Annotated in this window: 21 protein-coding genes and 1 tRNA gene; 6 read left to right on the forward strand and 16 right to left on the reverse strand. The window is 69.3% G+C overall.

Annotated elements, in window-relative coordinates; genetic code table 11:
* Window positions 1-39 precede the first annotated feature (39 nt).
* The gene (locus AB0N61_RS01630; RefSeq protein ID WP_363361256.1) at window positions 40-912 is read right to left on the reverse strand and encodes a type II secretion system F family protein; all 873 of its coding nucleotides are present in this window, start codon (window positions 910-912) and stop codon (window positions 40-42) included.
* A 17-nt stretch (window positions 913-929) separates the two neighbouring features.
* Window positions 930-1,943, reverse strand: a complete 1,014-nt coding sequence (locus AB0N61_RS01635; protein WP_363361258.1) for a TadA family conjugal transfer-associated ATPase — start codon at window positions 1,941-1,943, stop codon at window positions 930-932.
* Window positions 1,944-2,345: 402 nt separating this feature from the next.
* Between AB0N61_RS01635 and acs the strand changes: the two genes are divergently transcribed.
* Window positions 2,346-4,313, forward strand: coding sequence for an acetate--CoA ligase (gene acs / locus AB0N61_RS01640; protein ID WP_363361260.1), 1,968 nt, complete (start codon window positions 2,346-2,348; stop codon window positions 4,311-4,313).
* A 69-nt stretch (window positions 4,314-4,382) separates the two neighbouring features.
* Here the strand turns inward: acs and AB0N61_RS01645 are convergent, their stop codons facing one another.
* Both AB0N61_RS01645 and AB0N61_RS01650 read right to left on the reverse strand, forming a co-directional pair.
* Window positions 4,383-4,841 (reverse strand): RidA family protein, encoded by a 459-nt coding sequence (locus tag AB0N61_RS01645; protein ID WP_363361262.1) that lies wholly within the window; start codon window positions 4,839-4,841, stop codon window positions 4,383-4,385.
* Window positions 4,838-5,062: a DUF4177 domain-containing protein gene (locus AB0N61_RS01650; protein ID WP_167947967.1), complete on the reverse strand. Its 225-nt coding sequence runs from the start codon at window positions 5,060-5,062 to the stop codon at window positions 4,838-4,840. The genes AB0N61_RS01645 and AB0N61_RS01650 overlap by 4 nt, the downstream gene beginning before the upstream one ends.
* Before the next feature lie 78 nt (window positions 5,063-5,140).
* On the opposite strand from AB0N61_RS01650, the gene AB0N61_RS01655 reads away from it, so the two are divergent.
* The 5 genes from AB0N61_RS01655 to AB0N61_RS01675 all read left to right on the forward strand — a co-directional run bounded on the left by AB0N61_RS01655 (window position 5,141) and on the right by AB0N61_RS01675 (window position 10,086).
* Complete coding sequence (locus AB0N61_RS01655) at window positions 5,141-7,729, forward strand: transglycosylase domain-containing protein (RefSeq protein ID WP_363361263.1); 2,589 nt, start codon at window positions 5,141-5,143, stop codon at window positions 7,727-7,729.
* Entirely contained in the window at window positions 7,726-8,661 is a 936-nt protein-coding gene (locus tag AB0N61_RS01660; RefSeq protein ID WP_363361265.1) for a metallophosphoesterase, read from the forward strand. The genes AB0N61_RS01655 and AB0N61_RS01660 overlap by 4 nt, the downstream gene beginning before the upstream one ends.
* A 53-nt stretch (window positions 8,662-8,714) precedes the next feature.
* A tRNA-Pro gene (locus AB0N61_RS01665) sits at window positions 8,715-8,788 on the forward strand.
* Window positions 8,789-8,857: 69 nt separating this feature from the next.
* A complete protein-coding gene (locus tag AB0N61_RS01670) occupies window positions 8,858-9,334 on the forward strand; it encodes a VanZ family protein (RefSeq protein ID WP_167947969.1) in 477 nt (158 codons plus the stop codon).
* Complete coding sequence (locus tag AB0N61_RS01675; protein ID WP_363361266.1) at window positions 9,331-10,086, forward strand: HAD-IIB family hydrolase; 756 nt, start codon at window positions 9,331-9,333, stop codon at window positions 10,084-10,086. Before AB0N61_RS01670 ends, AB0N61_RS01675 begins: the two co-directional genes overlap by 4 nt.
* Window positions 10,087-10,111: 25 nt before the next feature.
* Here AB0N61_RS01675 and AB0N61_RS01680 read toward each other — a convergent pair whose 3' ends face one another.
* The 12 genes from AB0N61_RS01680 to AB0N61_RS01735 form a co-directional block, all read right to left on the reverse strand.
* Window positions 10,112-11,371, reverse strand: a complete 1,260-nt coding sequence (locus AB0N61_RS01680; RefSeq protein WP_363361268.1) for an alpha-hydroxy acid oxidase — start codon at window positions 11,369-11,371, stop codon at window positions 10,112-10,114.
* 10 nt (window positions 11,372-11,381) lie between these two features.
* Entirely contained in the window at window positions 11,382-12,104 is a 723-nt protein-coding gene (locus AB0N61_RS01685) for an FCD domain-containing protein (RefSeq protein ID WP_363361269.1), read from the reverse strand.
* Window positions 12,105-12,237: 133 nt separating this feature from the next.
* Entirely contained in the window at window positions 12,238-12,891 is a 654-nt protein-coding gene (locus AB0N61_RS01690; RefSeq protein WP_363361270.1) for a thymidine kinase, read from the reverse strand.
* A gap of 7 nt (window positions 12,892-12,898) precedes the next feature.
* Complete coding sequence (locus tag AB0N61_RS01695) at window positions 12,899-14,371, reverse strand: malate:quinone oxidoreductase (protein WP_363361271.1); 1,473 nt, start codon at window positions 14,369-14,371, stop codon at window positions 12,899-12,901.
* 83 nt (window positions 14,372-14,454) lie between these two features.
* Window positions 14,455-15,525, reverse strand: a complete 1,071-nt coding sequence (locus AB0N61_RS01700; protein ID WP_363361272.1) for an aspartate-semialdehyde dehydrogenase — start codon at window positions 15,523-15,525, stop codon at window positions 14,455-14,457.
* 141 nt (window positions 15,526-15,666) lie between these two features.
* Window positions 15,667-16,950, reverse strand: coding sequence for an aspartate kinase (locus tag AB0N61_RS01705; protein WP_167948085.1), 1,284 nt, complete (start codon window positions 16,948-16,950; stop codon window positions 15,667-15,669).
* Window positions 16,951-17,038: 88 nt separating this feature from the next.
* Window positions 17,039-17,977, reverse strand: a complete 939-nt coding sequence (locus AB0N61_RS01710) for an EamA family transporter (protein WP_363361275.1) — start codon at window positions 17,975-17,977, stop codon at window positions 17,039-17,041.
* Window positions 17,974-18,567: a recombination mediator RecR gene (gene recR / locus AB0N61_RS01715; RefSeq protein WP_167947976.1), complete on the reverse strand. Its 594-nt coding sequence runs from the start codon at window positions 18,565-18,567 to the stop codon at window positions 17,974-17,976. The genes AB0N61_RS01710 and recR overlap by 4 nt, the downstream gene beginning before the upstream one ends.
* On the reverse strand, window positions 18,567-20,948 hold the full coding sequence (locus tag AB0N61_RS01720) for a DNA polymerase III subunit gamma and tau (protein ID WP_363361277.1): 2,382 nt from the start codon (window positions 20,946-20,948) through the stop codon (window positions 18,567-18,569). Before AB0N61_RS01720 ends, recR begins: the two co-directional genes overlap by 1 nt.
* Window positions 20,949-21,052: 104 nt before the next feature.
* The gene (locus AB0N61_RS01725; RefSeq protein ID WP_363361278.1) at window positions 21,053-22,132 is read right to left on the reverse strand and encodes a hypothetical protein; all 1,080 of its coding nucleotides are present in this window, start codon (window positions 22,130-22,132) and stop codon (window positions 21,053-21,055) included.
* 1 nt (window position 22,133) lies between these two features.
* Window positions 22,134-24,638 carry a glycosyl hydrolase family 65 protein gene (locus tag AB0N61_RS01730; protein ID WP_363361279.1) on the reverse strand — a complete coding sequence of 835 codons (2,505 nt, stop codon included), beginning with the start codon at window positions 24,636-24,638 and terminating at the stop codon, window positions 22,134-22,136.
* Window positions 24,635-25,435 (reverse strand): HAD-IA family hydrolase, encoded by an 801-nt coding sequence (locus AB0N61_RS01735; protein ID WP_363362031.1) that lies wholly within the window; start codon window positions 25,433-25,435, stop codon window positions 24,635-24,637. Before AB0N61_RS01735 ends, AB0N61_RS01730 begins: the two co-directional genes overlap by 4 nt.
* Window positions 25,436-25,475 lie beyond the last annotated feature (40 nt).

The following is a 25,475-nucleotide window of genomic DNA, read 5'->3' on the forward strand; positions in this document are numbered from 1 at the left end:
GTGAGACGGATACGCCGTGCATCCGGTGGAGCTGGGCCGTCACAGCGGCAGCGGGGTGGAGGAGAGCACACTCAGCAGAAGCGGTGCGACCCCGAGCAGCAGGAAGGCCGGAAGAGTGCAGACGCCGAGCGGGATGAGCAGCGTCGTCGAGAGCTTGGCTGCGCGAAGACGACCGTCCACGCGCGCCGCGTGTCGCTCCTGACCGGCGGAGGCCCGAAGCAGTTCGCCCGCCGGCACCCCGGCAGACCGCGACAGCTCGAGAACCACGCCGATGCGCGCGTCGTCACCGCGAGACGACGCCGAGCTCTCGGCGACGAGGCGCAGCGCTCGCGGGATCGACGCGCCTCCTGACAGGGCGACCGCGACGAGCTCGGCCCGCATGCCCGGTGTTCCGGGCTCGGGGCGCGCGCGCCTGAGGATGCGCCCCGTCCACGCGCGCGCTGCGACGACGAGCAGGAGGCCGGCCACCACGCACCCCGCACCCGCGGGAGTCCCGACGATGACCCCGACGGTGTCGAAACCGAGTGCGAAGCCGAGAAAGAGGCCGGCGAGCGGCATCCGGAGCAGGAGTCTGGCTGTTCCGGCCGGCTCTGCGAGCGCGATGCGCACGTCATCGGCCGCAGACGACGCATCACGCAGCGTCTCGGCGAGCATCCGCAGCACATCTGCCAGCGGTGCGCCGACGGTCGTCGCGATCTCCCAGGCGGCCGCGAGGTCCCGCCACGCGCCGCCCTCCGCTTCGATGGCCGCGATCAGCGGGAGGCCTCCGTCGACGCGGTCCACCACGGACGCAGCGGTCCGGTCGCCGATCGCAGCGAGGTGCCGCCACGCCACCATGGGCACCGCGCCGGCGTGGAGGAGCACGGCGAGCGTCTGCACCGACGTGGCCGCATCGCCCTCGGTCTCGGCCATCGTGCGACGCCATGCTCTCACCACGGCCGGACCTCTTCGATGCCCAGTCGGTCACCGGCCACCGCGAGCTGCCCTGCCTGCGCGATGCGTCTCTGTCCGCCCGGTGCCCTGTCGAGATGGAGCACGATCGTGAAGGCGCTCACCGCCTGGCGCGCGAGTGCGGCGGCATCCATCGATGCGAGGGCACCGAGCGCTTCGAGCCGCGCGGGCACATCGCTCAGACCGCTCGCGTGGAGAGTGCCGGCTCCCCCGTCGTGCCCCGTGTTCAGCGCGGTCAGCAGCTCTCTCACCTCCTCGCCTCGGCATTCTCCGACCACCAGACGGTCGGGACGCATGCGCAGCGACTCGCGGACCAGCCGAGCGAGGCTGATGCCGCCGACGCCCTCGAGGTTCGGCTGTCGCGCCTCGAGCGCGACATGGTGCGGATGCCGCGGCCGCAGTTCGGCGACATCCTCGATCGTGACGATGCGCTCGGAGGTCGGGGCGGCGGACAGCAACGCGGACAGCAGCGTCGTCTTGCCCGTGCCGGTGCCACCGGTGATGAGGATGTTGGCGCGCTCGGCGACCAGCGTGAGAAGCCAGCTGTGCTGCCTGGCGTCGAAGGCGCCCAGCGCCCGCAAGGCCTCGAGATCGGCGGCGCGCACTCTGGGGACGCGGATCGAGAGCGCCGTTCCCGACGTCGAGATCGGCGAGAGCACGGCGTGGACGCGGATGCCGGAGTCGAGCCTGACGTCGACGCAGGGAGCCTGGTCGTCGAGATGTCGCCCGCCGAGTCCGACGAGACCGACCGCGAGGTCGCGTACCTCCCGTTCGGATGCGCTCCACCCCGACACGGGCTCGGCACCGTGCCCTCGGTCGACGAACAGCCCGGACGCGCCGTTGACGAAGATGTCGGTGACCTGCTCGTCGGCGCAGTGCTCGGCGAGGAGACCGAACGCAGGATCGACCTCCGACGACGACGGACCACCTGCGGTCGCATCGTCGACGAACGACGAGGAACCGCGCGGCTGGATGACGAAGGGATCGGGCATGAGCCGACGTTAGGCCTCTCGCCGGACGCGCGAGCGCGCCGCACCGCCGCGGTGACGAGCCGTGTGAGCAACGTCTGGACTTCACTCCCGGTGCAGAGCAGGTCGCGGCTGCCCCGGCACCGGTGGGAGCGCTCCCGAGACAGAGAAGGGCGGCACCTCACGGGGGGAATGAGATGCCGCCCACGGCGTCCCTCATGGGGGAATCGGGCACGCCAAGGCCAGAATGAGAATTCGGCTGACGTCGAGCTTACGCAAGGCGACCGTCCTGACAAAACCCGTCGGACTACCTACTTTCGACAGTATGCGATGTCAGAGCCCGAGACTAGATTCGCGATGACCTGATCGCGTCGCAGACGCGTTCACGCCCGCACGACCTGCCACGCCGCAAAGGAGCGCCTGCCGATGAGCAGCCAGATCGATCACCTTCTCGATGAGACCCGCCGGTTCCCGCCGTCCGAGGACTTCGTCGCCCAGTCCGTCTCCTCTCCGCAGCTGTATGAGCGTGCGGCAGCCGACCGCGAGGCATTCTGGGCGGATCAGTCCCGCGAGCTGCTGGAGTGGCACAAGCCGTTCACCCGTGTGCTCGACTGGTCCACGCCGCCGTTCGCGAAGTGGTTCGACGACGGCGAGCTCAACGTCGCATACAACTGCCTCGACCGTCACGTCGAGGCAGGCCACGGGGATCGGGTGGCGCTGCACTGGGAGGGCGAGCCGGGCGATTCCCGCTCGATCACCTACGCCGAGCTGACCGAGGAGGTCAAGCGCGTCGCCAACGTTCTCGAGGAGCTCGGAATCGGGCACGGCGACCGTGTCGCGATCTACCTGCCGATGATCCCGGAGGCGGTGGCATCGATGCTCGCCGTCGCCCGAGTCGGAGCGATCCACTCCGTCGTGTTCGGCGGGTTCAGCGCCGACAGCCTGCGCTCCCGGATCGACGACGCAGGAGCGAAGCTGGTCATCACCGCGGACGGCGGGTACCGCAAGGGCCGCGTCTCCGCGCTCAAGCCGGCCGTCGACCAGGCGCTCGCCGACCGCGGCGACGGGGAGCAGCAGACCGTCGAGCACGTGCTCGTCGTCAAGCGCGGCGAGAACGAGGTCGACTGGGAAGACGGTCGAGACCTCTGGTGGCATGACGTCGTCCCCGCCGCATCCCCCGAGCACGTCGCCGAGGCCTTCCCCGCGGAGAACCCGCTGTTCATCCTCTACACGTCGGGAACCACGGGAAAGCCCAAGGGCATCCTGCACACCTCCGGCGGGTATCTGACTCAGGCGGCCTACTCGCACAAGAACGTGTTCGACCTGCATCCCGAGACCGACGTGTACTGGTGCACCGCCGATATCGGCTGGATCACCGGGCACACCTACGTCACGTACGGCCCGCTGGCGAACGGCGCGACCCAGGTGATCTACGAGGGCACCCCCGACGCGCCGCACCCCGGCCGCTGGTGGGAGATCATCGAGAAGTACAAGGTCTCGATCTTCTACACCGCGCCCACCGCGATCCGCTCGTTCATGAAGACCGGTCGCAGTGTGCCCGCCAAGTTCGATCTGTCGTCGCTGCGCCTGCTCGGCTCGGTGGGTGAGCCGATCAACCCCGAGGCCTGGATCTGGTACCGCGACGTGATCGGCGCAGGCAAGACGCCGATCGTCGACACGTGGTGGCAGACCGAGACCGGCGCGATCATGGTCTCGGCGCTGCCCGGGGTCACGGCCACCAAGCCGGGATCGGCTCAGGTGCCGCTGCCCGGCATCTCGATCGACGTCGTCGACGAGTCAGGTGCGGAGGTGGGCAACGGCAACGGCGGCCTTCTCGTCGTCACGGAGCCGTGGCCGAGCATGCTCCGAGGCATCTGGGGAGACCCGGAGCGGTTCACCGAGACGTACTGGGAGAAGTTCGAGAAGCAGGGCTACTACTTCGCCGGCGACGGCGCCCGACTCGACCAGGACGGCGACCTGTGGCTGCTGGGTCGCGTCGACGACGTGATGAACGTCTCGGGTCACCGCCTGTCGACGGCCGAGATCGAGTCGTCGCTCGTCGCTCACGAGGCGACAGCCGAAGCCGCCGTCGTCGGCGCCGCAGACGAGACGACCGGTCAGGCCGTCGTCGCCTTCGTGATCATCAAGGAGAGCTACCTCTCGGCCCACGATCCCGCCGGGCTCGCGCAGCAGCTTCGCCTGTGGGTCGGCGAGCAGATCGGCGCGATCGCGCGACCCCGCGACGTGTACATCGTGGGCGAGCTCCCGAAGACGCGCTCGGGCAAGATCATGCGGCGCCTGCTGCGCGACGTGGCCGAAGGGCGCGAGGTCGGAGACACCACCACGCTGGCCGACACCGCCGTGATGAGCATCATCTCGGCGCAGGTCAAGTAGAGGCGGAAGCACCCGCTCATGCAGAACGCCCCCACCCGGGCAGGGAGGGGGCGTTCCGCATGTACCGGGTCAGACGAGGATGAAGGAGACCTCGACCTCGACCGGGCTGTCGAGCGGCAGCACCGGCACCCCGACCGCTGCGCGGACGTGACGCCCCGCGTCGCCGAAGATCTCTCCGAGCACCACGCTCGCGCCGTTGATCACGCCAGGCTGACCGCTGAACTCGGGCACGGATGCCACGAACCCGCCGACGCGCAGCACTCCGGCGATGTTGTCGACGCCGCCGGCGGCCTCGGCCGCCGCCGCGAGGGCGTTCAGCGCACAGGTCCGCGCGTACGTGGCGGCATCCTCGGCCGACACCTCGGCGCCGACCTTGCCGGTCGCGGGGAGCACTCCGGCCGAGAACGGCAGCTGGCCGGATGTGTACACGACGCCGGCGTGCACGACGGCCGGGACGTAGGCCGCGACGGGCGCCGCGACGACGGGGAGCTCGATGCCCAGCTCCGCCAGGCGCTCGGAAACGCTCATGCCGCGCCTCCTTCGAACTGGCGGGACGCCTCGGCTGCGGCGGCGAGACCGGCGTTGCCCGTGGCATCCGCCGTGACCGGGCGCTTGAAGTAGGCGACGAGCCCGCCCTCGGGGCCCTGGATGACCTGCACGAGCTCCCACCCCTGCTTTCCCCAGTTGTTGAGGATCGCCGCGGTGTTGTGGATCAGCAACGGGGTGGTCAGATACTCCCAGGTGGTCATGGCACTCCTGTCTGGCGGCAGCCGCGCCGGCGGCTGCGTCAAAGGCGGTATTCAGGGAACTCCCCTACGATCAAGCGTATGCCTCAAAAGAATCGCACGGTGAAAGGTGCGCTCGGCGGAGTCCTCGGACTCGTCGGGCTCAGTGCCGTCGCCGGCCTCCTCGTCGCGGCCAGCGTCACCCCGGTCCTCGCCATGACCGGCATCGCCGGCTCGCAGGCCCTCACCATCTTCGAAGAGCTGCCGGAGAACCTCCAGGTCGGCGCACCGATGCAGCAGTCGACGATCTATGCGACCGGTCTCGACGGCAACCCCGTGGCGCTGGCATCGTTCTACGAGCAGAAGCGCATCCCGGTCGCCTACGACCAGATCGCCCCCGTGATGTACGACGCGATCCTGTCGAGCGAGGACAAGAACTTCTACACCCACGGGGGCATCAACCTCGGCGCGACCGTCAAGGCCGCGATCGGCAATGTCGCGGGCACGACCGACCGTGGCGCCTCCACCATCACCCAGCAGTACGTGAAGAACGTGCAGGTGCAGGAGTGCGAGCAGGACGTCGATCCGGCTGCCGAGGATTACTCGCAGCAGATCGAGCAGTGCTTCCTCGACGCGGCCGTGGCCACCGGCGGTGAAGGAGTCGAGCGCAAGCTGCAGGAGATGCGCTACGCGCTGAAGATCGAGAAGGACTACTCGAAGAACGAGATCCTCCTCGGCTACCTCAACATCGCGAACTTCGGCGGCACGATCTACGGCATCGAGGCCGCCGCGAACCGCTACTTCTCGACCAGCGCCGCGAACCTCTCGCTCGCGCAGGCGGCGACCATCGCGGGCATGGTGCAGGAACCGAACAGATTCCGCATCGACCGTCCGGAGGGAATCTGGACCGACGACGCCGGCGTGGCCCACAACGGCGACGCCGACGGCTACAAGGACACGAAGGACCGCAGAGACTACGTCCTCGACCGGATGCTGGCCGATGCGAAGATCACGCAGGCCGCGCACGACGAGGCCGTCGCCTCACCTGTCACGCCCGCGCTGAGCGAGCCGCAGCAGGGCTGCGCGGCCGCCGGCGACAACGCCTACTTCTGCCAGTACGTCAAGGCGGTCATCGAGAACGACGAGGCCTTCGGCGCCACCGAGGAAGAGCGTCGCTCGAACCTGCGCCGCGGCGGCATGGAGATCTACACCTCCCTCGACCTTCGCGTCCAGCAGCCCGCGATCGACGCTGTGAAGGCGCAGGTCCCGCAGGCGATGCCCGGAATCCTCGTCGGCGGCACCGGGGTCTCGATCGAGGCCTCCACGGGACGTGTCCTCGCCATGGCGCAGAACACCGTCTTCAACGAGACGACCGAGGCGAACCTGGCCGCGGGCGAGACATCGCAGGTCTTCGCGGCCGACAAGGCGCACGGCGGTTCGACGTATGGTTTCGAGACGGGATCGACCTACAAGCTGTTCACCCTCCTGAGCTGGCTCGAATCCGGCCACTCCGTGAACCAGGTGCTCGACGGCCGTCTCAAGACGTTCAGTCCCTTCACCCGATGCGGCGACAAGGTGACGAACAGCGCCAAGATCAACAACTTCGGCAACTCGGGCGGTTCGGTGGGCAGCGTGCGCCAGTTCACCGCGCAGTCCCTGAACACCGGATTCCTGGCGATGGCGCAGCAGCTCGACCTGTGCGACATCAACGAGGTGGCGAAGCGACTCGGCGTCCACTACGGCAACGGCGATGACATCACGGTCGGCGGAACCGCCGCCAACACCGCCCCGAACGATCCGTTCCCCACGGTGCTGGGCTCGAAGAGCGTGGCGCCCCTGCAGATGGCCGGCGCCTATGCGACAGTCGCCAACAACGGCGTCTACTGCGAGCCGCGCGTGATCGACCGGGTCGTCGGCGAAGACGGCGCCGAGATCACTCCTCCCGCCCAGAAGTGCTCCCAGCAGCTCACCCCTGAGGTGGCCGCGACCGCCGCCTACGCGCTGCGGGGCGTCATGGAGGGCAACGGCACGGGAACCAGGGCCAACCCGAACGACGGCACCCAGGTGATCGGCAAGACCGGTACCGCCGAGAAGGAGCACACGATGCTCGTCGAGTCGAGCACCAAGGTCACCACCGCGGTCTGGGTGGGGAACGTCGACGGCCGCGTGCCGCTGAACGACTTCCGCAACGGCAACGGCGTCCGACTGGGCGACATCCGCTACGGCCTCGCCAAGGCGATCCAGGGAGCCGCGGACACCGTGTACCCCGCGGATGACTTCCCCCGCCCCGACGACAAGCTGGTGCGTCAGGTGCTGACGAACGTTCCCGACGTCGTGGGCAAGTCCGTCGGCGAGGCGACGTCTCTCCTCGAGGCTGCGGGCTTCACCGCAGTCGTCGGTCCCGCTGTGGACGGCCCCGAGGGAGACCTGGTGATGGCGCAGGACCCGTCCGGACAGGCTCCGAACAGCGCGACCATCACGATCTCGCCGAGCAACGGCCAGGGAGCGACGGTGCCCGACATCAGCGGGCAGTCGAAGGCGGAGGCGCAGAGCGCACTCTTCGGCGCAGGGTTCTCGTCGATCGACTTCGACGGGTCGTGCAACGGCCAGAATGCGTCGGTCACCTCCACCGACCCTGCCGCGAACACACCGACCACGAAGAGCACCTCCATCAAGGTCAGCTGCAAGTGACGTCTCGCCATTCGGCGCATCCGGCCCTCATCGCGCTCGGCGCGGTGGGGGCCGCTGGTGCCGCGGCCGCTGTGTGGGGCGTCGGCATCGAGCGCTACCTGTTCACGGTCCGCGAGGCGACCGCATCCGCTCTCGCCCCCGGCTCGGCACCCGTGCGCGTGCTGCACATCTCGGACGCCCATATGGCGCCATGGCAGCACCGCAAGCAGGACTGGCTCGCCTCCCTCGCGCAGCTGAAGCCCGACCTCATCGTCAACACCGGTGACAATCTCGGACACCGGGACGGCCTCACGGGGATCAGGCGGGCCTTCGACGCGTTCGCCGGCATCCCCGGTGTCTTCGTGCACGGCTCCAACGACGTGATCGGCCCGTCACCGCGCAACCCGATCCGTTACTTCGCCGGCCCGTCGCAACGCCCGAGGGAGCTCGACTTCCTCGACACCGATGCGATGGACGCGTACTTCACCGACGAGCTCGGCTGGACGAGCCTGAACAACACCGCTGCGCGCCTCACGGTGGCGGGCAACTCGCTGGACCTCTTCGGCGTGAGCGACGCGCACTGCGACTGGGATCGCCTGGACGATCTGCCGGATGCGATCGACGCCCTCGGCCCTCGGAGTCCTGACACATCGACGCTCGGCGTCACCCACGCGCCGTACCAGCGTGTCTTGAACGGACTCGTCGAGCTCGGAGCCGACGCCGTCTTCGGCGGCCACACGCACGGCGGCCAGGTCTGCCTGCCCGGCGTCGGCGCTCTCGTCGCGAACTGCGACATCCCGCTGAAGCAGGCGAAGGGTCTCAGCACCTGGACGCAGGGAGACCGCACCGTGCCGCTCAACGTCAGCGCCGGCTGCGGACACTCGATCTACGCGCCGGTGCGCTTCGCGTGCCGCCCCGAGGCCACCCTTCTGACCCTGACGGCGCGCGGTTGATGGCTCGATTCGGTGCTGAGCGCATTTCACTGTAGACTCGGAGGGTTGCAAAACGGGGTGTGGCGCAGCTTGGTAGCGCGCTTCGTTCGGGACGAAGAGGTCGCAGGTTCAAATCCTGTCACCCCGACAAGTAACACCGGAAGGCCGTCCTCACGGGCGGCCTTCTCCGTATCCGGACCGAGGTGAAGGGCGTCGCATGAGTCGATTGCTCCCTCCCCCGCGCCGGCACACCCGCGGCATCGCCGTCGCCCTCGCGATTCCGTTCTTCGGCGGCCTCGCACTGCTGACTCTCACGCCGCAGCGCATCGAGCAGGTGATGCCGAACCTGCTCGATCTCGTGCTGTCCACGTCGCACCGCCTGGGCTGGGAGTCTCTCGATTTCACGCGCCTCGAGATCATCGCGAACGTGCTGGTGTTCGTCCCCATCGGCATCCTCGCGTTCATCCTCGTTCCACGCCGTCTCTGGCCGTTGGCGATCGCACTCGGCCCTGCCCTGTCTCTCATGATCGAAGTCGCCCAGCGTCTCGCCCTGCCGAATCGCACGGCCACCGTGTCCGATGTCATCGCGAACTCGAGCGGCGCAGTGATCGGCGTCGCCCTCGCGATCATCGGCACCCTGCTCTTCGCCCCGAGGCGCTCTCAGCATCGCCCCTCTACTCTGGAAGCATCATGACCGCACCTGCACTCGTCGCCTTCGATCTCGACGACACACTGGCCCCGTCGAAAGAGCCCATCGACCCGCGCATCGCGACGCTGTTGCTGGCGCTGCTGAACAAGGTCGATGTCGCGATCATCTCGGGTGGCAACGAGGCGCAGTTCCGCGCGCAGGTCATCGCCCGGCTCGGAGCCATCGACGACGGGGCCGCAGCACGGCTGCATCTGCTGCCGACCTGCGGCACCCGCTATCTGCGGCACGACGGTGCGGACTTCTCGCCGCTGTACGCGCACGATCTCACCGACGAGCAGAAAAGCGGCGCCCTCACCGCATTGCGCGAAGAGGCGGAGCGTCTGGGGCTGTGGGAGTCTGACCCCTGGGGCGAGATCCTCGAGGACCGCGGCTCTCAGATCACCTTCTCTGCACTCGGCCAGAAGGCTCCTCGCGATGCGAAGCACGACTGGGACCCGTCCGGTGCGAAACGGGAGGCTCTGCGCGATGCGGTGGCCGCCCGACTTCCTGAGCTCGAAGTGCGGTCGGGCGGGTCGACCTCGATCGACATCACGCTGGCCGGCATCGACAAGGCGTTCGGCATGAAGCAGCTGGCCGAGCACACGAGCATCCCGCTCGGCTCGATGCTCTTCTTCGGCGACCGGCTCGACGAAGGCGGCAACGACTACCCCGTGCTCGCGATCGGGGTGCCCTCGGTCGCGGTCGAGGGGTGGGAAGACACCGCAGACAAGCTCGACGAGCTTCTCGCGTCTCTCTGAGGCGCCCTCCCTCCCTCGGCGCGGGTCAGCGAACCAGCGCCCCTGACGCAGAGCGCGCGACCGGTACGAGGCGTGTGAGCTGCGTGACGTGAGCGGGCTCGAGCTCGGCGAGCGAGGCGACGCCAAGGAGGCGCATGGTGCGCTCGATCTCGGTGCGCAGGATCTGGATCGTGCGGTCGACCCCGGCACGCCCACCCGCCATCAGCCCGTAGAGGTAGGCGCGGCCGATGAGGGTGAAGTCCGCACCGAGCGCCACCGCGGCGACGATGTCGGCGCCGTTCATGATCCCCGTGTCGACCATGACCGTGAAGTCGTCGCCCACGGCCGCACGGACCTCCGGCAGAAGATGGAACGGAATCGGAGCGCGATCGAGCTGACGCCCGCCGTGGTTGGAGAGCACGATGCCGTCGACACCGGCATCCCGAAGCCGCAGGGAGTCCTCGACGTTCTGCACGCCCTTGATCACGATCTTGCCCGGCCAGATGTCCCGGATCACGGCGAGGTCGTCGTAGCTGATCGTCGGGTCCATCGCCGCGTCGAGCAGCTCCCCGACCGTGCCGCCGGTGGTGCTCAGCGAGGCGAACTCGAGCTTCGGGGTCGTGAGGAAGTCGTACCACCACCACGGACGGGGAATCGCGTTGATGATCGTGCCCAGTGTGAGCTGCGGGGGGATGCTGAAGCCATTGCGCTTGTCGCGCAGCCGCGCGCCCGCGACCGGGGTGTCGACCGTGAACTGCAGAGTGTCGAAGCCCGCGGCCGCGGCACGGCGAGTGAGCTCGTAGGAGATCTCGCGATCGCGCATGACGTAGAGCTGGAACCAGTTGCGTCCGTGCGGATTGGCGGCCTTCACGCCTTCGATCGACGTCGTTCCCAGAGTCGACAGGGTGAACGGGATGCCGGCTGCGGCAGCGGCTCCAGCGCCGGCCACCTCGCCCTCGGTCTGCATGAGACGCGTGAAGCCCGTCGGCGCGATGCCGAACGGCAGCGCCGAGGGGCCGCCGAGGATGTCCATCGAGGTGTCGACGTCAGGGGCCGGCCGGAGGATGCCCGGGTGGAACTCGACGTCCTGGAACGCCTGGCGCGCCCGCGAGAGCGACAGCTCACCCTCGGCCGCACCGTCTGTGTAGTCGAATGCCGCCTTCGGGGTGCGCCTCTTCGCGATCGTGCGCAGATCGTCGATCGTGAGCGCCGAGTCGAGACGGCGCTTCTTTCCGTTGAACTCGGGCTTCTTGAACTTCATCAGGTCGAGAAGCTCGGCGGGGTTGGGAACCTGGCGCTGGACCATGGTCGTCCTCTCAATCGGTGGGTCGGATGCTGCGGGTGAGGCCCGCCGCGGTGTAGTAGCCGGTGATGTGCGCGCGCACGAGGGACTGGGCCGCGCCCGCGTCTCCCGCGGCGATGGCCTCGACGATGGCGCGGTGTTCGGCGCGCAGGACGTCGGCCATGGCATCCCAGTCGGCGATCGCCGAGGCGCCCTGCTGCACGTACGACTCGATGGATGTGCGCAGGCCGGCCATGATGGCGGCGACGACGGTGTTGCCACTCGACTCCGCGAGGGCGAGGTGCAGCTGCGCATCGAGGGCGAGGAACTCGTCGGGCGTCAGGGCGTCCGCATCCATCGCGTCGAGAACGCTGTGGGCCGTGGCCAAGTCGGGCGCAGGCTGGCTCGCGAGAGCCGCGACGACCGCGTCTTCGAGCAGCAGACGGGTGTGCACCACGTCCGCGAGGGGGAAGCCCCGCGCGGCCACCTGGAGGCGCAGGAGCGTCGACATGCCGCCGGAGGGGGTCGCGATCACGATCGCGCCCGACTGGGGCCCCGAGCCGGTCGAGGTGCGAATGAGCCCCATGACCTCGAGCACGCGCAGCGCCTCCCGGACGCTCGAGCGCCCCACACCGAGGTCTGCGGCGAGCTCGCGCTCCGAGGCGAGTCGGTCGCCGGGGCCGAGACGTCCGTCGAGCAGGTCGCGCTCGACATGTTCGAGCACGAGCCTCCAGGCGCGGGCCGGCTGCTCGGGCATCCGCTCTCCTCGTCGTGTGCGCCCGCGTCGATCGTCGACGCGTCGCTGTGGTCTGACCACAGTAGCGCGTGTGGTCAGACCACGCAATCGGAGACGCCGAGACACCGCCCGAGGGCGGATGCCGCGGAGGGCTTCAGCCCAGACGCCCGCCGGATTCGTCGAGGTAGCACGCGCCGCACAGCGATTCGTACGTCGTGATCTCGGGCGCCGCCGATCCGTCAGCGCCCTCGTCGATCGCGACCTGGTCTCCGTCGAAGACGAACCGGCCGCCGATCACGCGACCGTTGAACACGGCCTTGCGCCCGCAGCGGCAGATGGTCTTCAGCTCTTCGAGGGAGTGCGCGATGGCCAGCAGACGGGCCGATCCCGGGAAGGCGTGGGTGAGGAAGTCGTTGCGGATGCCGTAGGCGATGACCGGGATGCCGTCTTCTATCGCGATGCGGAAGAGGTCGTCGACCTGCTCAGCCGTGAGGAACTGCGCCTCATCGATCAGGAGGCAGGCGACATCGACCGATCCCCCGCGCACCGGTTCATCGGCGACGGCGCGGCGCACGCGCTCGCGATGCTCGTCGAAGAGCTCGCGGACGTCGGCATCCGGCGCGATGAGATAGTCGACCTGCCGCGTGACACCGAGGCGGCTCGCGATCTCGGACGCGCCCTTGGTGTCGATCTCGGGCTTCGCGAGCAGCACGTGCTGTCCGCGCTCCTCGTAGTTGTACGCGGCCTGGAGCAGCGAAGTGGACTTGCCCGAGTTCATCGCCCCGTAGCGGAAGTAGAGCTTCGCCACAGGCCGGTTACTCGTTGATGCCGAGCGTGGCCGCCGTCGCCGCCGTGGACGTCGCCGCCAGCTCGGGATGCGTGTTCAGCTGCTGACCGAACGTCGGAATGAGCTCGCGGAGTTCGGACTCCCAACCCGGGTATTCGTCGGGGAAGCACTTCTTGAGGAGGTCGAGCATGATCGGCACGGCCGTGGAGGCTCCGGGCGAGGCGCCGAGGAGGCCCGCGATCGACCCGTCGGCCGCCGAGACGACCTCGGTGCCGAACTGCAGGATGCCGCCCTTCTTGGCATCCTTCTTCATCACCTGGGCGCGCTGACCGGCGTCGATGAGGGTCCAGTCGTCATCCTTCGCAGTGGGCATGAACGTGCGCAGGCTGTCGACCTTCTTGGCGTGGTTCTTCAGCAGCTCCCCCACCAGGTAGGTGATGAGGTCAGGATTGGCGAACGCCACGCGCAGCATCGGCCACAGGTTGTGCGTGCGCACCTGCGACACGATGTCGAGCATCGAACCGTTCTTGAGGAACTTCGGGCTGAAGGTCGCGAACGGACCGAACATCAGCGAGGCTTCGCCGTCGACCACGCGCGTGTCGAGGTGCGGCACCGACATGGGCGGAGCGCCCACCGAGGCCTGCGAATAGACCTTCGCCTTATGCTGCGCGACGATCTTCGGGTTCGAGGTCTTGAGGAACTGTCCACCGATCGGGAAGACGCCGTAGCCCTTGATCTCGGGGATGCCCGAGCGCTGCAGCAGCTTGAGCGCCCAGCCGCCGGCACCGACGAAGACGAAGCGCGCCTTGATCTGGTTCGGCGTGCGCCCGATGGTCGTGCGGTAGTTGATGAGCCAGGTGCCGTCCTTCTGCTTCTTCAGGCTCTTGACCTCGTGGTTGGTGCGCAGCGTCACGCCCGACTCGGTGAGGTGGTCGAAGAGCTGGTGCGTCAGCGCTCCGAAGTCGACGTCGGTTCCGGCGGGCACCCGGGTGGCCGCGAACGGCTCGCCCTTGCGTCGCTGCTGCATGAGCAGCGGCGCCCACTTGTTGATGACACGGGAGTCCTCGCTGTACTCGATGCCCTCGAACAGCGGCTGCTTCTTCAGGACCTCGTAGCGGTCCTTGAGGTAGGCGACGTCCTTCTCGCCCCGCACGAAGGTCATGTGCGGGGTCGCGTTGATGAAGGTCGACGGAGCATCGAGCACGCCGCGCTCGACCAGAGACGACCAGAACTGACGACTCTGCTGGAACTGCTCGTTGATCGAGACGGCCTTGGCCGGGTCGAGCGGCGCGCCCTTCTGCTGGGGCATGTAGTTCAGCTCGCAGAGCGCCGCGTGGCCCGTGCCCGCGTTGTTCCAGGGGTTCGACGACTCCTGAGCCACATCGGAGAGTCGCTCGAACGCGACGATCTTCCAATCCGGCTGCAGCTCGTGCAGAAGGGTACCCAGGGTGGCGCTCATGATGCCACCACCGATCAAGACGACATCGACGGTTTCGGTCACCACGACAGTCTAGTTCGCGGTCACGGCACGACTGACCACGCGGACCCGGCTCGCGAGACGGGATCCGCATGGCGGCGATGCGGTCAGGCTATGGACACCAGGCGCTCGGCGAGGATCTCGGCGATCTGCACGGCGTTCAGCGCCGCCCCCTTGCGGAGGTTGTCGTTGCTGATGAACAGCACGAGGCCCCTGTTCTCGGGAGCGGACTGATCAGCGCGGATGCGCCCGACGAAGCTCGGGTCCTTGCCCGCGGCCTGCAGCGGCGTGGGCACCTCGTCGAGAACGACACCGGGAGCGGCGGAGAGCACCTCGGCGGCGCGCTGCGGCGTGATGTCGCGCGCGAACTCGACGTTGATCGAGAGCGAGTGGCCGGTGAAGACGGGAACCCGCACGCAGGTGCCGGCGACGCGGAGGTCGGGGAGCTCGAGGATCTTGCGGCTCTCGTTGCGGAGCTTCTTCTCCTCGTCGGTCTCGTTCTGGCCGTCGTCGACGAGGTTGCCCGCGAACGGGATCACGTCGAAGGCGATCGGGGCGACGTACTTCTCGGGCTCCGGGAAGTCGACCGACGAGCCGTCGTGCACGAGACGCAGTGTGTCGCCCTGGGCGAGCACGCCCTCGACCTGGCCGAGGAGCTCCTGCGCACCGGCGAGACCCGAGCCGGACACGGCCTGGTACGTCGAGACGATCAGGCGCTCGAGGCCGGCCTCGGCGTGCAGCGCCTTCAGCACCGGCATGGCGGCCATGGTCGTGCAGTTGGGGTTCGCGATGATGCCGCGGGGGCGGTCGTCGATCGCGTGCGGGTTGACCTCGCTGACCACGAGAGGGACCTCGGGGTCGTTGCGCCAGGCGCTGGAGTTGTCGACGACGACGGCCCCGGCGTCGGCGAAGCGGGGCGCATACGCACGACTCGCGGTCGCACCGGCCGAGAAGAGCGCGATGTCGATGCCCGCGGCATCCGCCGTCTCGACGTCTTCGACGATGACCGTCGCACCGCCGAACTCGATGGCCGTGCCCGCAGAGCGCGACGACGAGAACAGACGCAGCTCGCGAATCGGGAAGGACCGCTCGGCGAGAATCTCGCGCATCACGGTGCCCACCTGGCCGGTGGCGCCGACGATGGCGACGGAGAGTCCTGAGTCGGAGATGCGGGTCATGATGTTCCTTGGCGTCGTGCAGTGCAGCAGTCGAGGCTTCGGGCGCGACGTCGGGGTGCGAATGCCGCGCCTGGCGCCGATGTCAGGGTTTCGGTGAGTCTACCGTGCCGCCCGGCGATCGAGGACCGTCGGGCACGCGGCTCAGCGGCCGGTGCCGGCGTGCACAGTGGCCTCGGCGTCGCCGTCGAGTCCGTAGGCGGTGTGCACCGTGCGGGCGGCCTCAGCCAGGTCGGTGTCGCGGAGCACGACCGAGATGCGGATCTCGGACGTGGAGATCATCTCGATGTTGATCCCGCCGGCCGACAGGGCCTCGAACAGCGTCGCCGAGACGCCCGAGTGCGTCCGCATGCCCGCGCCCACGACCGACAGCTTGCCGATCTGGTCGTCGTGCACGAGGTTCTGGAAGCCGACCTCGATCTGCTCACCCGCGAGCGCCTTGAGCGCGGCGGCTGCGTCGGCCTTGGGGACGGTGAACGAGATGTCGGTGCGGCCCGTGGCCGACACGTTCTGCACGATCATGTCGACGTTCGCGCCGGACTTCGCGACGATCTTGAAGATCTCCGCCGCCTTGCCCGGCACGTCCGGAACCCCGGCGACGGTGATCTTGGCCTGGCCGAAATCGGTGGCGACACCGGCGACGATCGGTTCTTCCATGGCTGCTGCTCCCTCGGCTTCGCGAGGGTTCTTCATGCCCTCGCCCAGAACGTACGTGCCCTCGGACGACGAGAACGTCGAACGGGCGTGGATCAGGACGCCGTGACGGCGTGCGTACTCGACAGCGCGGATGTAGAGCACCTTCGCGCCGTTGGCGGCGAGCTCGAGCATCTCCTCGCTGCCGATGTGGTCGAGCTTCTGCGCCTTCGGGATGACGCGGGGGTCGGCCGTGAAGATGCCGTCGACGTCGCTGTAGATCTCGCAGACGTCCGCATCGAGCGCTGCGGCCAGGGCGACGGCGGTCGTGTCGGAGCCGCCTCGACCGAGCGTGGTGATGTCGCGGGTGTCACGGTTGAACCCCTGGAACCCGGCGACGATGACGATCGCGCCCTCGTCGAGGGCCTCCCGAAGGCGCACCGGCGTGACGTCGACGATGCGAGCGGCGCCGTGCTGCGAGTCCGTGATCATTCCGGCCTGGCTGCCGGTGAACGACCGTGCTTCAAAGCCCATCGAGTGGATCGCCATCGCGAGCAGAGCCATCGAGATGCGCTCACCGCTGGAGAGCAGCATGTCGAGTTCGCGGGGAGCCGGGATCGGCGCCACCTCGTTCGCGAGGTCGAGCAGCTCGTCGGTCGTGTCGCCCATCGCGCTCACGGCCACGACGACGTCATGCCCTGCGCGACGCGTGTCGACGATGCGCTTGGCGACGCGCTTGATGCTCTCTGCGTCGGCGACTGAGGAGCCGCCGTACTTCTGCACGATGAGGGCCACGTTCACTCCCTGGGATGTCGGGCGGATTCGCCCACCCCATTCTACGATCGGCGCATATGCGCGTCTTCGCATGTGACGGCGCGCGCGGTCAGGGCGCCGGAGGCAGAGGAGCGACGGCGGGAGCGGATCCGGCCGTGGTCGGAGGGCGCAGGCGTCCGCCGGTGGCCGCGAACCAGCAGCCCACGATGATCAGCGGGAATCCCATCAGCAGTCCCGGCGTCAGGGGCTCGGCGAGCACGATCGCGCCGAGGATGATCGCGACGACCGGGTTGACATACGTGAACAGCGGCGCTCGGACGGGTCCGACCTCGCGGATGAGTGCGAAGAAGGCCAGGAAGGCGACGGCGGTGCAGATGACGGCCAGGGCCAGGAGAGCGAGGATGGAGGGGAAGGTCGGCACCCGATGCTGGGTGAGCAGACCGATGGGCAGGTAGATCACGCCGATCATGAGCAGCGACAGGGTGATCGTGCCGAGGGAGGGGACGTCGCCGAGCTTTCGCGCGACGATGAAGGGCGCGATCGCATAGAGGATCGCGACCAGCAGCACCTCGCCCGCCGCGAGCAGACTCACCTCGCCGCCGAAGAGGCCGGGCCCCGCGACGACGATGGCCACGCCGACGAACCCCACCAGAAGACCGATCGCGCGCGCCGGGCGCAGCACACCGCGGTCTCCCCCACCCAACGCGATGAGGGCGGCGAACAGCGGCACCGTGGCGACGAGCAGACCGGTCATGCCGGAAGGCAGCGTCATCTCGGCGTGGCCGAGCAGCACGAACGGACCGGCCATCTCGACGAGGCCGAAAGCGAGCACCCACGGCCAGTGCCTCCACGCCGCCTTCAGCGCACCGCCGCGCAGCGCGAACGGGAGCAGGAGCAGTGCCGCGATGAGGGTGCGCCCCGCGACGATGGCGGGCGGCGACAGGGACTCGACGGCGATGCTGATGAACAGGTAGGGCACGCCCCACAGCAGCGCCATGGCTCCGAAGAGCAGCCAGCCGCGTCGCGAGAAGCCGCCCTGGGCGTTCACAGCACGCGCCGACCCTCGAATGCGCGCCCGAGAGTGACCTCGTCGGCGTATTCGAGGTCGCCGCCGACCGGGAGGCCGGAGGCGAGGCGGGACACGGTGATCTGCATCGTGGTGAGCAGACGGCTGAGATAGCTCGCCGTCGCCTCGCCCTCGAGGTTGGGGTTCGTGGCGAGGATGACCTCCTGCACGGTGGCGTCGCCGAGACGGGCCATCAGCTGGGCGATGCGCAGGTCATCGGGGCCGATGCCGGCGATGGGGCTGATCGCGCCGCCGAGCACGTGGTACAGGCCGCGGAACTCACGGGTGCGTTCGATCGCGGCGACGTCCTTGGCGTCTTCGACCACGCAGATGACGGCCGGATTGCGCCGGGGATCGCGGCAGATCGCACAGCGCTCCTGCTCGGCCACGTTGCCGCAGATCTCGCAGAAGCGCACTCGGACCCGCACCTCGACGAGCAGCTCGGAGAGACGCGCGACGTCGAACGTCGGCGTCTGCAGGATGTGGAAGGCGATGCGCTGCGCGGACTTGGGGCCGATTCCGGGGAGGCGACCGAACTCGTCGATCAGTTCTTGGACGATGCCGTCATACATCAGGAGAACCTCGTCGGGGGCTCGTAGGGCTCTTCGCGAACGAACGTCGCGCCGAGCACCTGGCGGATCACGGCCTCGCCGTAGCGCTGGACTCCCCCGGCGGGGGCGCGCTCGGTGATGGCCGGGGCTGCTACGGCCGAAGCCGTTCTGCGCGCCGGGGCTGCCGGCGCGGTCGTCGGCCGCGCGGACGGAGAAGTCGACCGCCCGCCCGCCGCGGGCGGAGCCGCCTGCGGCGCCGGCTCATATGACGGATCGTAGGGCGGCTCGTCGTCGAAGTACGGCGGCTCGTCGTCGATCGGAGGAGGCGAGTCGTCTCGCACGTCGGCAGAGGCGCCGCTCGGAGCCGCCTGCGCCTGAGTTGTCGGCGCGGCGGCGGTGCCCGCAGGCGCAGCGATGTCAGGGGTCGCCTGCGGAGCCGCCACCGCAGCGGGCGCAGCGAGATCGGATGCCGGGATCGCCGCAACCGCCCACTCGGTCACCGGAGCCGAGGCGCCGACGGTCTGAGGAGCCGACGACCGAGCGGCCGCGGTCTTCGTGCGCGGGGTCTCCGCGCGCGGTGTCTCGCCGTGCGTCGTCTGCGATCCGGAGGACTGAGCGCGCGGTGGATCCGCTGACGCAGGCTCCGATGCGGGCGCGTCGTCGGTCGGGCGTCCTGACGAGGCCGTCGCGGGCTGACGAGGAGCACCCCCCGCCGGCATCGGGGCCGGGAGGTACTTCACGCGCACGCCGAGCTCCTGCTCGATGGCGCCGCGAAGATGATCGGACGGGCCCGAACCCGGTGTCGTGCCCTTGAACTTCGCCACGTCGTGCTGGCTGGTGAAGCCCAGGGTCAGCACCTCGGTCTCGGTCACGTATGCGAGCGGCTGCACGGCGGTGGCCAGCAGCCACGACGTGCGGCTGACGCTCTCGAGTCGCTTGAGCACGGCCGGCCAGGCAGCGGTGATCTGCTCGAATCCGACAGGGCCGGAGGGCACGGCGGCGGCGTCGGCGTCGGCGATCGGTGGGGCCGTCGGCGTGGCATCGACGGACGGTCGTTCGGCGGCGTCGGACCCCCCGGACTCGACGCCGGACCGCGCGGTGTCCGAACCGGCCTCAGCAGACCCGGCGTCCGCCGGCGCGCTCGCGGTTGCCGGGCGATCGGATGCGGCCTGAGGGGCGGCGGCAGCCTGGGGAGCAGCCGGTGCGGCGGCCGTTGCGCGCGCCGTCGAGGAGGCGGCGGCTGGCGCGGCGGGCGCGGCGGGCGCGGCGGGCGCGGCGGCATCCGCTCCCGCGGCGAGCACACGAGCGACCATCAGCTCGAGGTGCAGTCGAGGAGAGGTGGCGCCCGACATGTCGTCGAGGGCGGCGCTGACGATGTCGGCCGTGCGTGAGAGTCGCGCCGAGCCGAAGGACTCGGCCTGCGTGCGCATGCGCGCGAGCTCGTCGTCGGCGATTCCGCGAAGCACGGAGGAGGCTTCGGCCCCGACAGCCGCGATCACGATGAGGTCGCGGAGACGCTCGAGCAGATCGTCGACGAAGCGACGCGGGTCCTGGCCCGTCTGCACCACGCGATCGATGGCGGGGAACGCCGCAGCGGCGTCGGCGTCGGCGAGCGCATCGACGATCTCGTCGAGCAGCGCAGCATGCGTGTAGCCGAGGAGAGCCACCGCACGCTCGTAGGCGACGGTCACCGTCTCGGAACCCGCGGGCGAGTCGGAGCCGGCGATCAGCTGGTCGAGAAGAGACAGGGTGTCTCGCGGCGAGCCGCCTCCGGCGCGCACCACCAGCGGAAGAACCCCGCGCTCGGCGACCACGCCCTCTTCGCCGCACAGCTTCTCGACGTACTCGAGCATCGCAGCCGGAGGCACCAGCCGGAACGGGTAGTGGTGCGTGCGCGAGCGGATCGTGCCGAGCACCTTCTCGGGCTCGGTCGTCGCGAAGATGAACTTGACGTGCTCGGGAGGCTCTTCGACCAGCTTGAGGAGGGCGTTGAACCCCTGCGGCGTCACCATGTGCGCCTCGTCGAGGATGAAGATCTTGTAGCGGTCGCGACTGGGGGCGAACGTCGCGCGCTCCCGCAGATCACGCGCGTCGTCGACGCCGTTGTGGCTGGCCGCGTCGATCTCGACGACGTCGAGCGAGCCGCCACCCGCCCGCGACAGCTCGACGCAGCTCGGGCACTTTCCGCAGGGCACGTCGGTCGGCCCCTCGGCGCAGTTGAGGCAGCGCGCAAGGATGCGCGCAGACGTCGTCTTTCCGCAACCGCGGGGTCCGGAGAAGAGGTAGGCATGGCCGACACGGTCGCCCCGGAGCGCCGTCATCAACGGTTCGGTCACCTGGGACTGCCCGATCATCTCGCCGAACGACTCGGGGCGGTAGCGGCGGTAGAGGGCTGTGGTCACCAGAACAGCCTACGGCGTGCCACGGACGTTCAGGCAGACGCGAGCCGACGATCGAGCCAGCGAACCCCGACGCGCCGCCGGGACCGATGCACAGCGGCGCGGGGTCACGATGACACGACCTCGAAGACGCCGCCGACCACCTCGACGACCCCGCCCGTGGCGTCGACCAGCTCGCCGACCGCATTCACCAGCTGCACCACGCCACCCACCAGCTCGATCGCCTCGATGACGGCTCCCGCCACCTCCATGGCCTCCTCGATGCCCTCGGTGACCCACAGCGCCTGCGACTCCGTCTGCAGCACCGCCGTCCACGATCGTTCCAGCCCGAAGAGCACCGCATACGGCAGCAGTCGCTCGTTCAGCAGAAACCTCTGCAGTCGTGCCGCCGTCGCCTCCGGCGAGACGTCGGAGCGCAGGTCCGCGCCGTCGGCCGACTGCGCGAACCGCAGCGGCTCCGCCTCGGCGAGCGCGATGTACTCGCGCATCCCGGCGAGGTGCGCGCGCAGCGGCTGCGCCGCCGGGCGGAACCGACGCCAGGGCCTCGGGGCGATCACGATCGCCGCGATCGCGCCGACCAGGCCGGCGAGCAGCACCGCGTACAGCGCGCCACCCGGTTCGCTCACCGCCCAGGCGGCGAGGAGCAGCAGAAGGCAGACGCCGATCACGAGCACCGCGGCGACACGGATCAGGAACGTCGCCCACCCACGTCGACTCCGGTCGATGAGACCGGCGGAACCGAGCCGCTTCTCGGCCTCGTCGAGAACGCGGCGCACGCGGCGGTGCAGCGCACGGGCGTCGGAGCTGAACCGTCGCACCCGTCCCGGCGTGTGATCCGGCCCGAACAGCGCCTCGAGCACGCCGAGCTCCTCGGGCGTGAAGGTCGCTCCGTCGACGATCTCCATGCCGATGGGTGCCCGCGTGCGCGATCGGCCGGCCGACGCCGACTCGGCCTCGACCAGCAGCCGCACCTTGCGCTGCACGGCCAGATCGATCAGGGCCGCAGCGACGGCCTTCCGATCCGCGTTCAGCAGCAGCGCGTCGTGCAGCACCGTCGCACCATCGGCCGGGCCGAACCGCGCCCCCGGTGACGTGACAGGCTGCACCGAACGCACCCGCTCGATCACCGCGAGCCCGAGCAGCAGCAGCGCGGGCGCGAGTCCGAACAGCGCCGCGGTGATCAGCACCTCAGTCGGTCGGTTCGATTACGGGGATCGCGGTCGTGATCACCGGGACGGATGCCGACAGCCGCGTGCCGTCCTCGCGCAGCGCGTCGGCGAACTGCCGCAGCGACGGGCGACCGGGGATGAGGGGTCCCTGATCCGCGAGCGGCACGACGACCTCCTCCTCGGTCGTGGCGATGTAGGCGACGTCACGCACCGTGAAGGACACCGGGTCTCCGGTGAGCACTCGCACGCGCAGCTCGCCCGTCGTGAGGGTGATCTGCAGAGACGACCCCTGCCACTGCAGCGGGTACGACAGCGACGGCCAGTCGGCGGGCAGCCGCGGGTCGAAGCTGAGCTCGCCGGCATAGTCGCGCATGCCGCCGAATCCGCAGACCAGCGCGGTCCACACACCTCCGGCCGACGCGACGTGCACGCCGTCCGCCGCGTTGTTGTGCAGGTCGTGCAGGTCGACGAACAGCGACTGGCGGAAGTACTGCAGCGCGAGATCCTGGTAGCCCACCTCCGCGGCGAGGATCGACTGCACCACGGCCGACAGCGTCGAATCGCCTGTCGTCAGCGGATCATAGTAGTCGAAGTCGGCCTTCTTCTCCTCCGGCGTGAAGTGGTTGCCCTGCAGGAACAGCGCGAGCACGACGTCCGCCTGCTTGAGCACCTGGAACCGGTAGATGACGAGCGGATGGAAGTGCAGCAGCAGCGGCCGCTGCTCCTTCGGCGTGTGCGCCAGATCCCAGACCTCGCGCTCGAGGAACAGCGAGTCCTGCGGGTGGATGCCGAGCCGTTCGCTGAACGGGATGAACATCGCGTCCGCGGCGCGCTCCCAGCCCTCGGCCTCGCCCTCCGCGAGCCCGGTGCGCTCGACGACCCGTGCGAACTCCTCGCCGTTGGCCTCCTGCGCCTCACGCACGACCCTCGCGGCGTAGCGCAGGTTGTAGCGCGCCATGACGTTCGTGTAGAGGTTGTCGTTCACGACGGTGGTGTACTCGTCGGGACCCGTCACTCCGTGGATGTGGAAGGTCTCGATGCCGTCGTCGTCGTTCGTGTCGGCGACGAGGCGCGATGTGCGCCAGAAGCCGAGCGTGGCCCACAGTCGCGCGGTCTCGATCGCGATGTCGATGCCCTCGCGACGCAGGAAGTCGTCGTCGCCGGTCGCACGCACGTACTTGCCGAGCGCGAAGCTGACGTCGGCGTTGATGTGGTACTGCGCGGTGCCGGCCGCATAGTAGGCCGAGGCCTCTTCGCCGTTGATCGTGCGCCACGGGAACAGTGCTCCCGCTTCGTTGAGCTGTGCGGCCCGTCGGCGAGCCGCCGGGAGCATGAGCACTCGCGCCCGGAGAGCGTTGCGCGCCCACTGCGGAGAGGTGTAGGTGAGGAACGGGAGCACGTAGATCTCGGTGTCCCAGAAGTAGTGGCCGCTGTATCCCGACCCCGAGACGCCCTTCGCGGGCACACCGGTGCCGTCGGCGCGCGCCGATGCCTGGGCGAGCTGGAGCAGGCACCAGCGGGTCGCCTGCTGGATGTCGTCCTGGCCGCCGATCTGCACGTCGCTGCGAGCCCAGAATGCGGCGAGCCACTCGGCCTGGCGATCGAACTGCGCCTGGACGCCCTCGACGGCGACGCGGTCGAGGGAGCGACGGCAGCGGTCGACCAGCTCGCGGGCCGGCACGCCGCGGGAGGTGTGGTAGCTGACGAGCTTGGTGATCGCGATCGGCACCCCGGCCTTCGCCTGCACGCGGAACACGTTCTTCGAGATGTCCGCCTCGATCAGCGTGCGCGAGGTGTAGTCGTTCTCGGTCTCGATGATGTGGTCGGCGACCACCGCCACCGTCATCCCCGAGGCGGCGACGCTGTAGGACAGCGCGGAGCGGAGCCCGTCCTGCCAGTACTCGCCGGGCTCGAGCACGCGCTCGGCGATCTTCTCGGCCTTGCGCGGGTCGAATCCGCCCTTGGCCTGGTTGGGGGTGCCCGCGTAGACGCCGGCGCCGTCCTGGCGGTTGATCATCTGGCAGCTGACCGTGACCGGCGCGTCGGCGTTCTCGACCACGACCTCGAGGCGGAGCACGGCCAGGTGGCGCTCCTCGAAGCTGACGATGCGCTCGTCGCGCATGCGCACGCGCTTGCCCGAGGGCGTCTCCCACACGACGGTGCGCTCGAGCACGCCGGTGCGCATGTCGAGCGTGCGACGGTACTCGCGCACGTCCGCCTCGTCGAACGAGATCGGCTCGTCGTCGACGTACACGCGCATGACCTTGGCATCGGGGGCGTTGACGATCGTCTGCCCCACCTCGGCGAAGCCGTAGGCCTGCTCGGCGTGCCGGATCGGCCACGTCTCGTGCAGCCCGTTGATGAAGGTGCCGTGCTCGTGGGCGCCGCGTCCCTCGATGTGATTGCCCCGGAGTCCGAGATAGCCGTTGCCGACGGCGAACAGTGTCTCGGCCACTCCGTCTTCGGAGTATCGCGTCTCGATGAGACGCCAGGGGTCTACGGGGAAGCGGTCGCGGTCGATCATGCGGTCTCCTCGTTGTCGGAGCGGGCTGCCGTGGCGGCAGAGTCGGGGGCGGCGATCTCGTCGGCCGCAGCATCCATGAACGCGTCGAGGTCCTCGACGACGACCGTCGCGCCGGCGGCGCGCAGCGCGTCGGCTCCGGTGCCCCGGTCGACGCCCACCACGGTGGCGAAACCCGCGGCGGCGGCAGAGGCCGCGCCAGAGGTCGCGTCCTCGACGGCGATGCTGCGGGCGGGATCGACGCCCAGCGCCGCAGCGCCCGCGCTGAACATGTCGGCGGCGGGCTTCGAGGCGAGGTTCTCGCGCTCTGCGACGACGCCGTCGACCACGACGCGGAAGAACGAGCGGATGCCGGCGGCCGCGAGCACCTCCTCCGCGTTCTTCGAGCTCGAGACGACGCCGAGCGGGATGCCGGCGGCGGAGAGCTTCTCGACGAGGGCGAGCGAGCCGGGGAAGGGGGCGATGCCCTCGCCGCGCAGGGACTCGGCGAACGCGGCGTTCTTGCGGTTGCCGATGCCGCAAATCGTCTCGGCCTCGGGCGGGTCGTCGACCGCGCCCCACGGGATCTCGACATTGCGGCTGCGCAGCAGACTCGCCACGCCGTCATAGCGCTTCTTGCCGTCGACGTAGTCGAAGTAGTCGGCATCCGAATACGGGGGCGTGATGCCCCAGCGCTCGAACACGTCGTCGAACACGACCTTCCACGCGCGCATGTGCACCTCGGCGGTCGGTGTCAGCACGCCGTCGAGATCGAACAGGACGCCGTCGGCGCGGAGCGGATCGGGCAGGGCTTCGGGCACAGCAGCCTCCAGGAGAAGGACGAGGGTTCCGGCACCTCTC

The organism is Microbacterium sp. NPDC089320 (genome assembly GCF_040684875.1).
Taxonomy (GTDB): domain Bacteria; phylum Actinomycetota; class Actinomycetes; order Actinomycetales; family Microbacteriaceae; genus Microbacterium.

Coding starts and splice junctions, on each gene's coding strand:
- AB0N61_RS01630 (WP_363361256.1), bottom strand. CDS start 912: ATGGCCGAGACCGAGGGCGATGCGGCCACGTCGGTGCAGACGCTCGCC.
- AB0N61_RS01635 (WP_363361258.1), bottom strand. CDS start 1,943: ATGCCCGATCCCTTCGTCATCCAGCCGCGCGGTTCCTCGTCGTTCGTC.
- acs (WP_363361260.1), top strand. CDS start 2,346: ATGAGCAGCCAGATCGATCACCTTCTCGATGAGACCCGCCGGTTCCCG.
- AB0N61_RS01645 (WP_363361262.1), bottom strand. CDS start 4,841: ATGAGCGTTTCCGAGCGCCTGGCGGAGCTGGGCATCGAGCTCCCCGTC.
- AB0N61_RS01650 (WP_167947967.1), bottom strand. CDS start 5,062: ATGACCACCTGGGAGTATCTGACCACCCCGTTGCTGATCCACAACACC.
- AB0N61_RS01655 (WP_363361263.1), top strand. CDS start 5,141: ATGCCTCAAAAGAATCGCACGGTGAAAGGTGCGCTCGGCGGAGTCCTC.
- AB0N61_RS01670 (WP_167947969.1), top strand. CDS start 8,858: ATGAGTCGATTGCTCCCTCCCCCGCGCCGGCACACCCGCGGCATCGCC.
- AB0N61_RS01675 (WP_363361266.1), top strand. CDS start 9,331: ATGACCGCACCTGCACTCGTCGCCTTCGATCTCGACGACACACTGGCC.
- AB0N61_RS01680 (WP_363361268.1), bottom strand. CDS start 11,371: ATGGTCCAGCGCCAGGTTCCCAACCCCGCCGAGCTTCTCGACCTGATG.
- AB0N61_RS01685 (WP_363361269.1), bottom strand. CDS start 12,104: ATGCCCGAGCAGCCGGCCCGCGCCTGGAGGCTCGTGCTCGAACATGTC.
- AB0N61_RS01700 (WP_363361272.1), bottom strand. CDS start 15,525: ATGACCCGCATCTCCGACTCAGGACTCTCCGTCGCCATCGTCGGCGCC.
- recR (WP_167947976.1), bottom strand. CDS start 18,567: ATGTATGACGGCATCGTCCAAGAACTGATCGACGAGTTCGGTCGCCTC.
- AB0N61_RS01730 (WP_363361279.1), bottom strand. CDS start 24,638: ATGATCGACCGCGACCGCTTCCCCGTAGACCCCTGGCGTCTCATCGAG.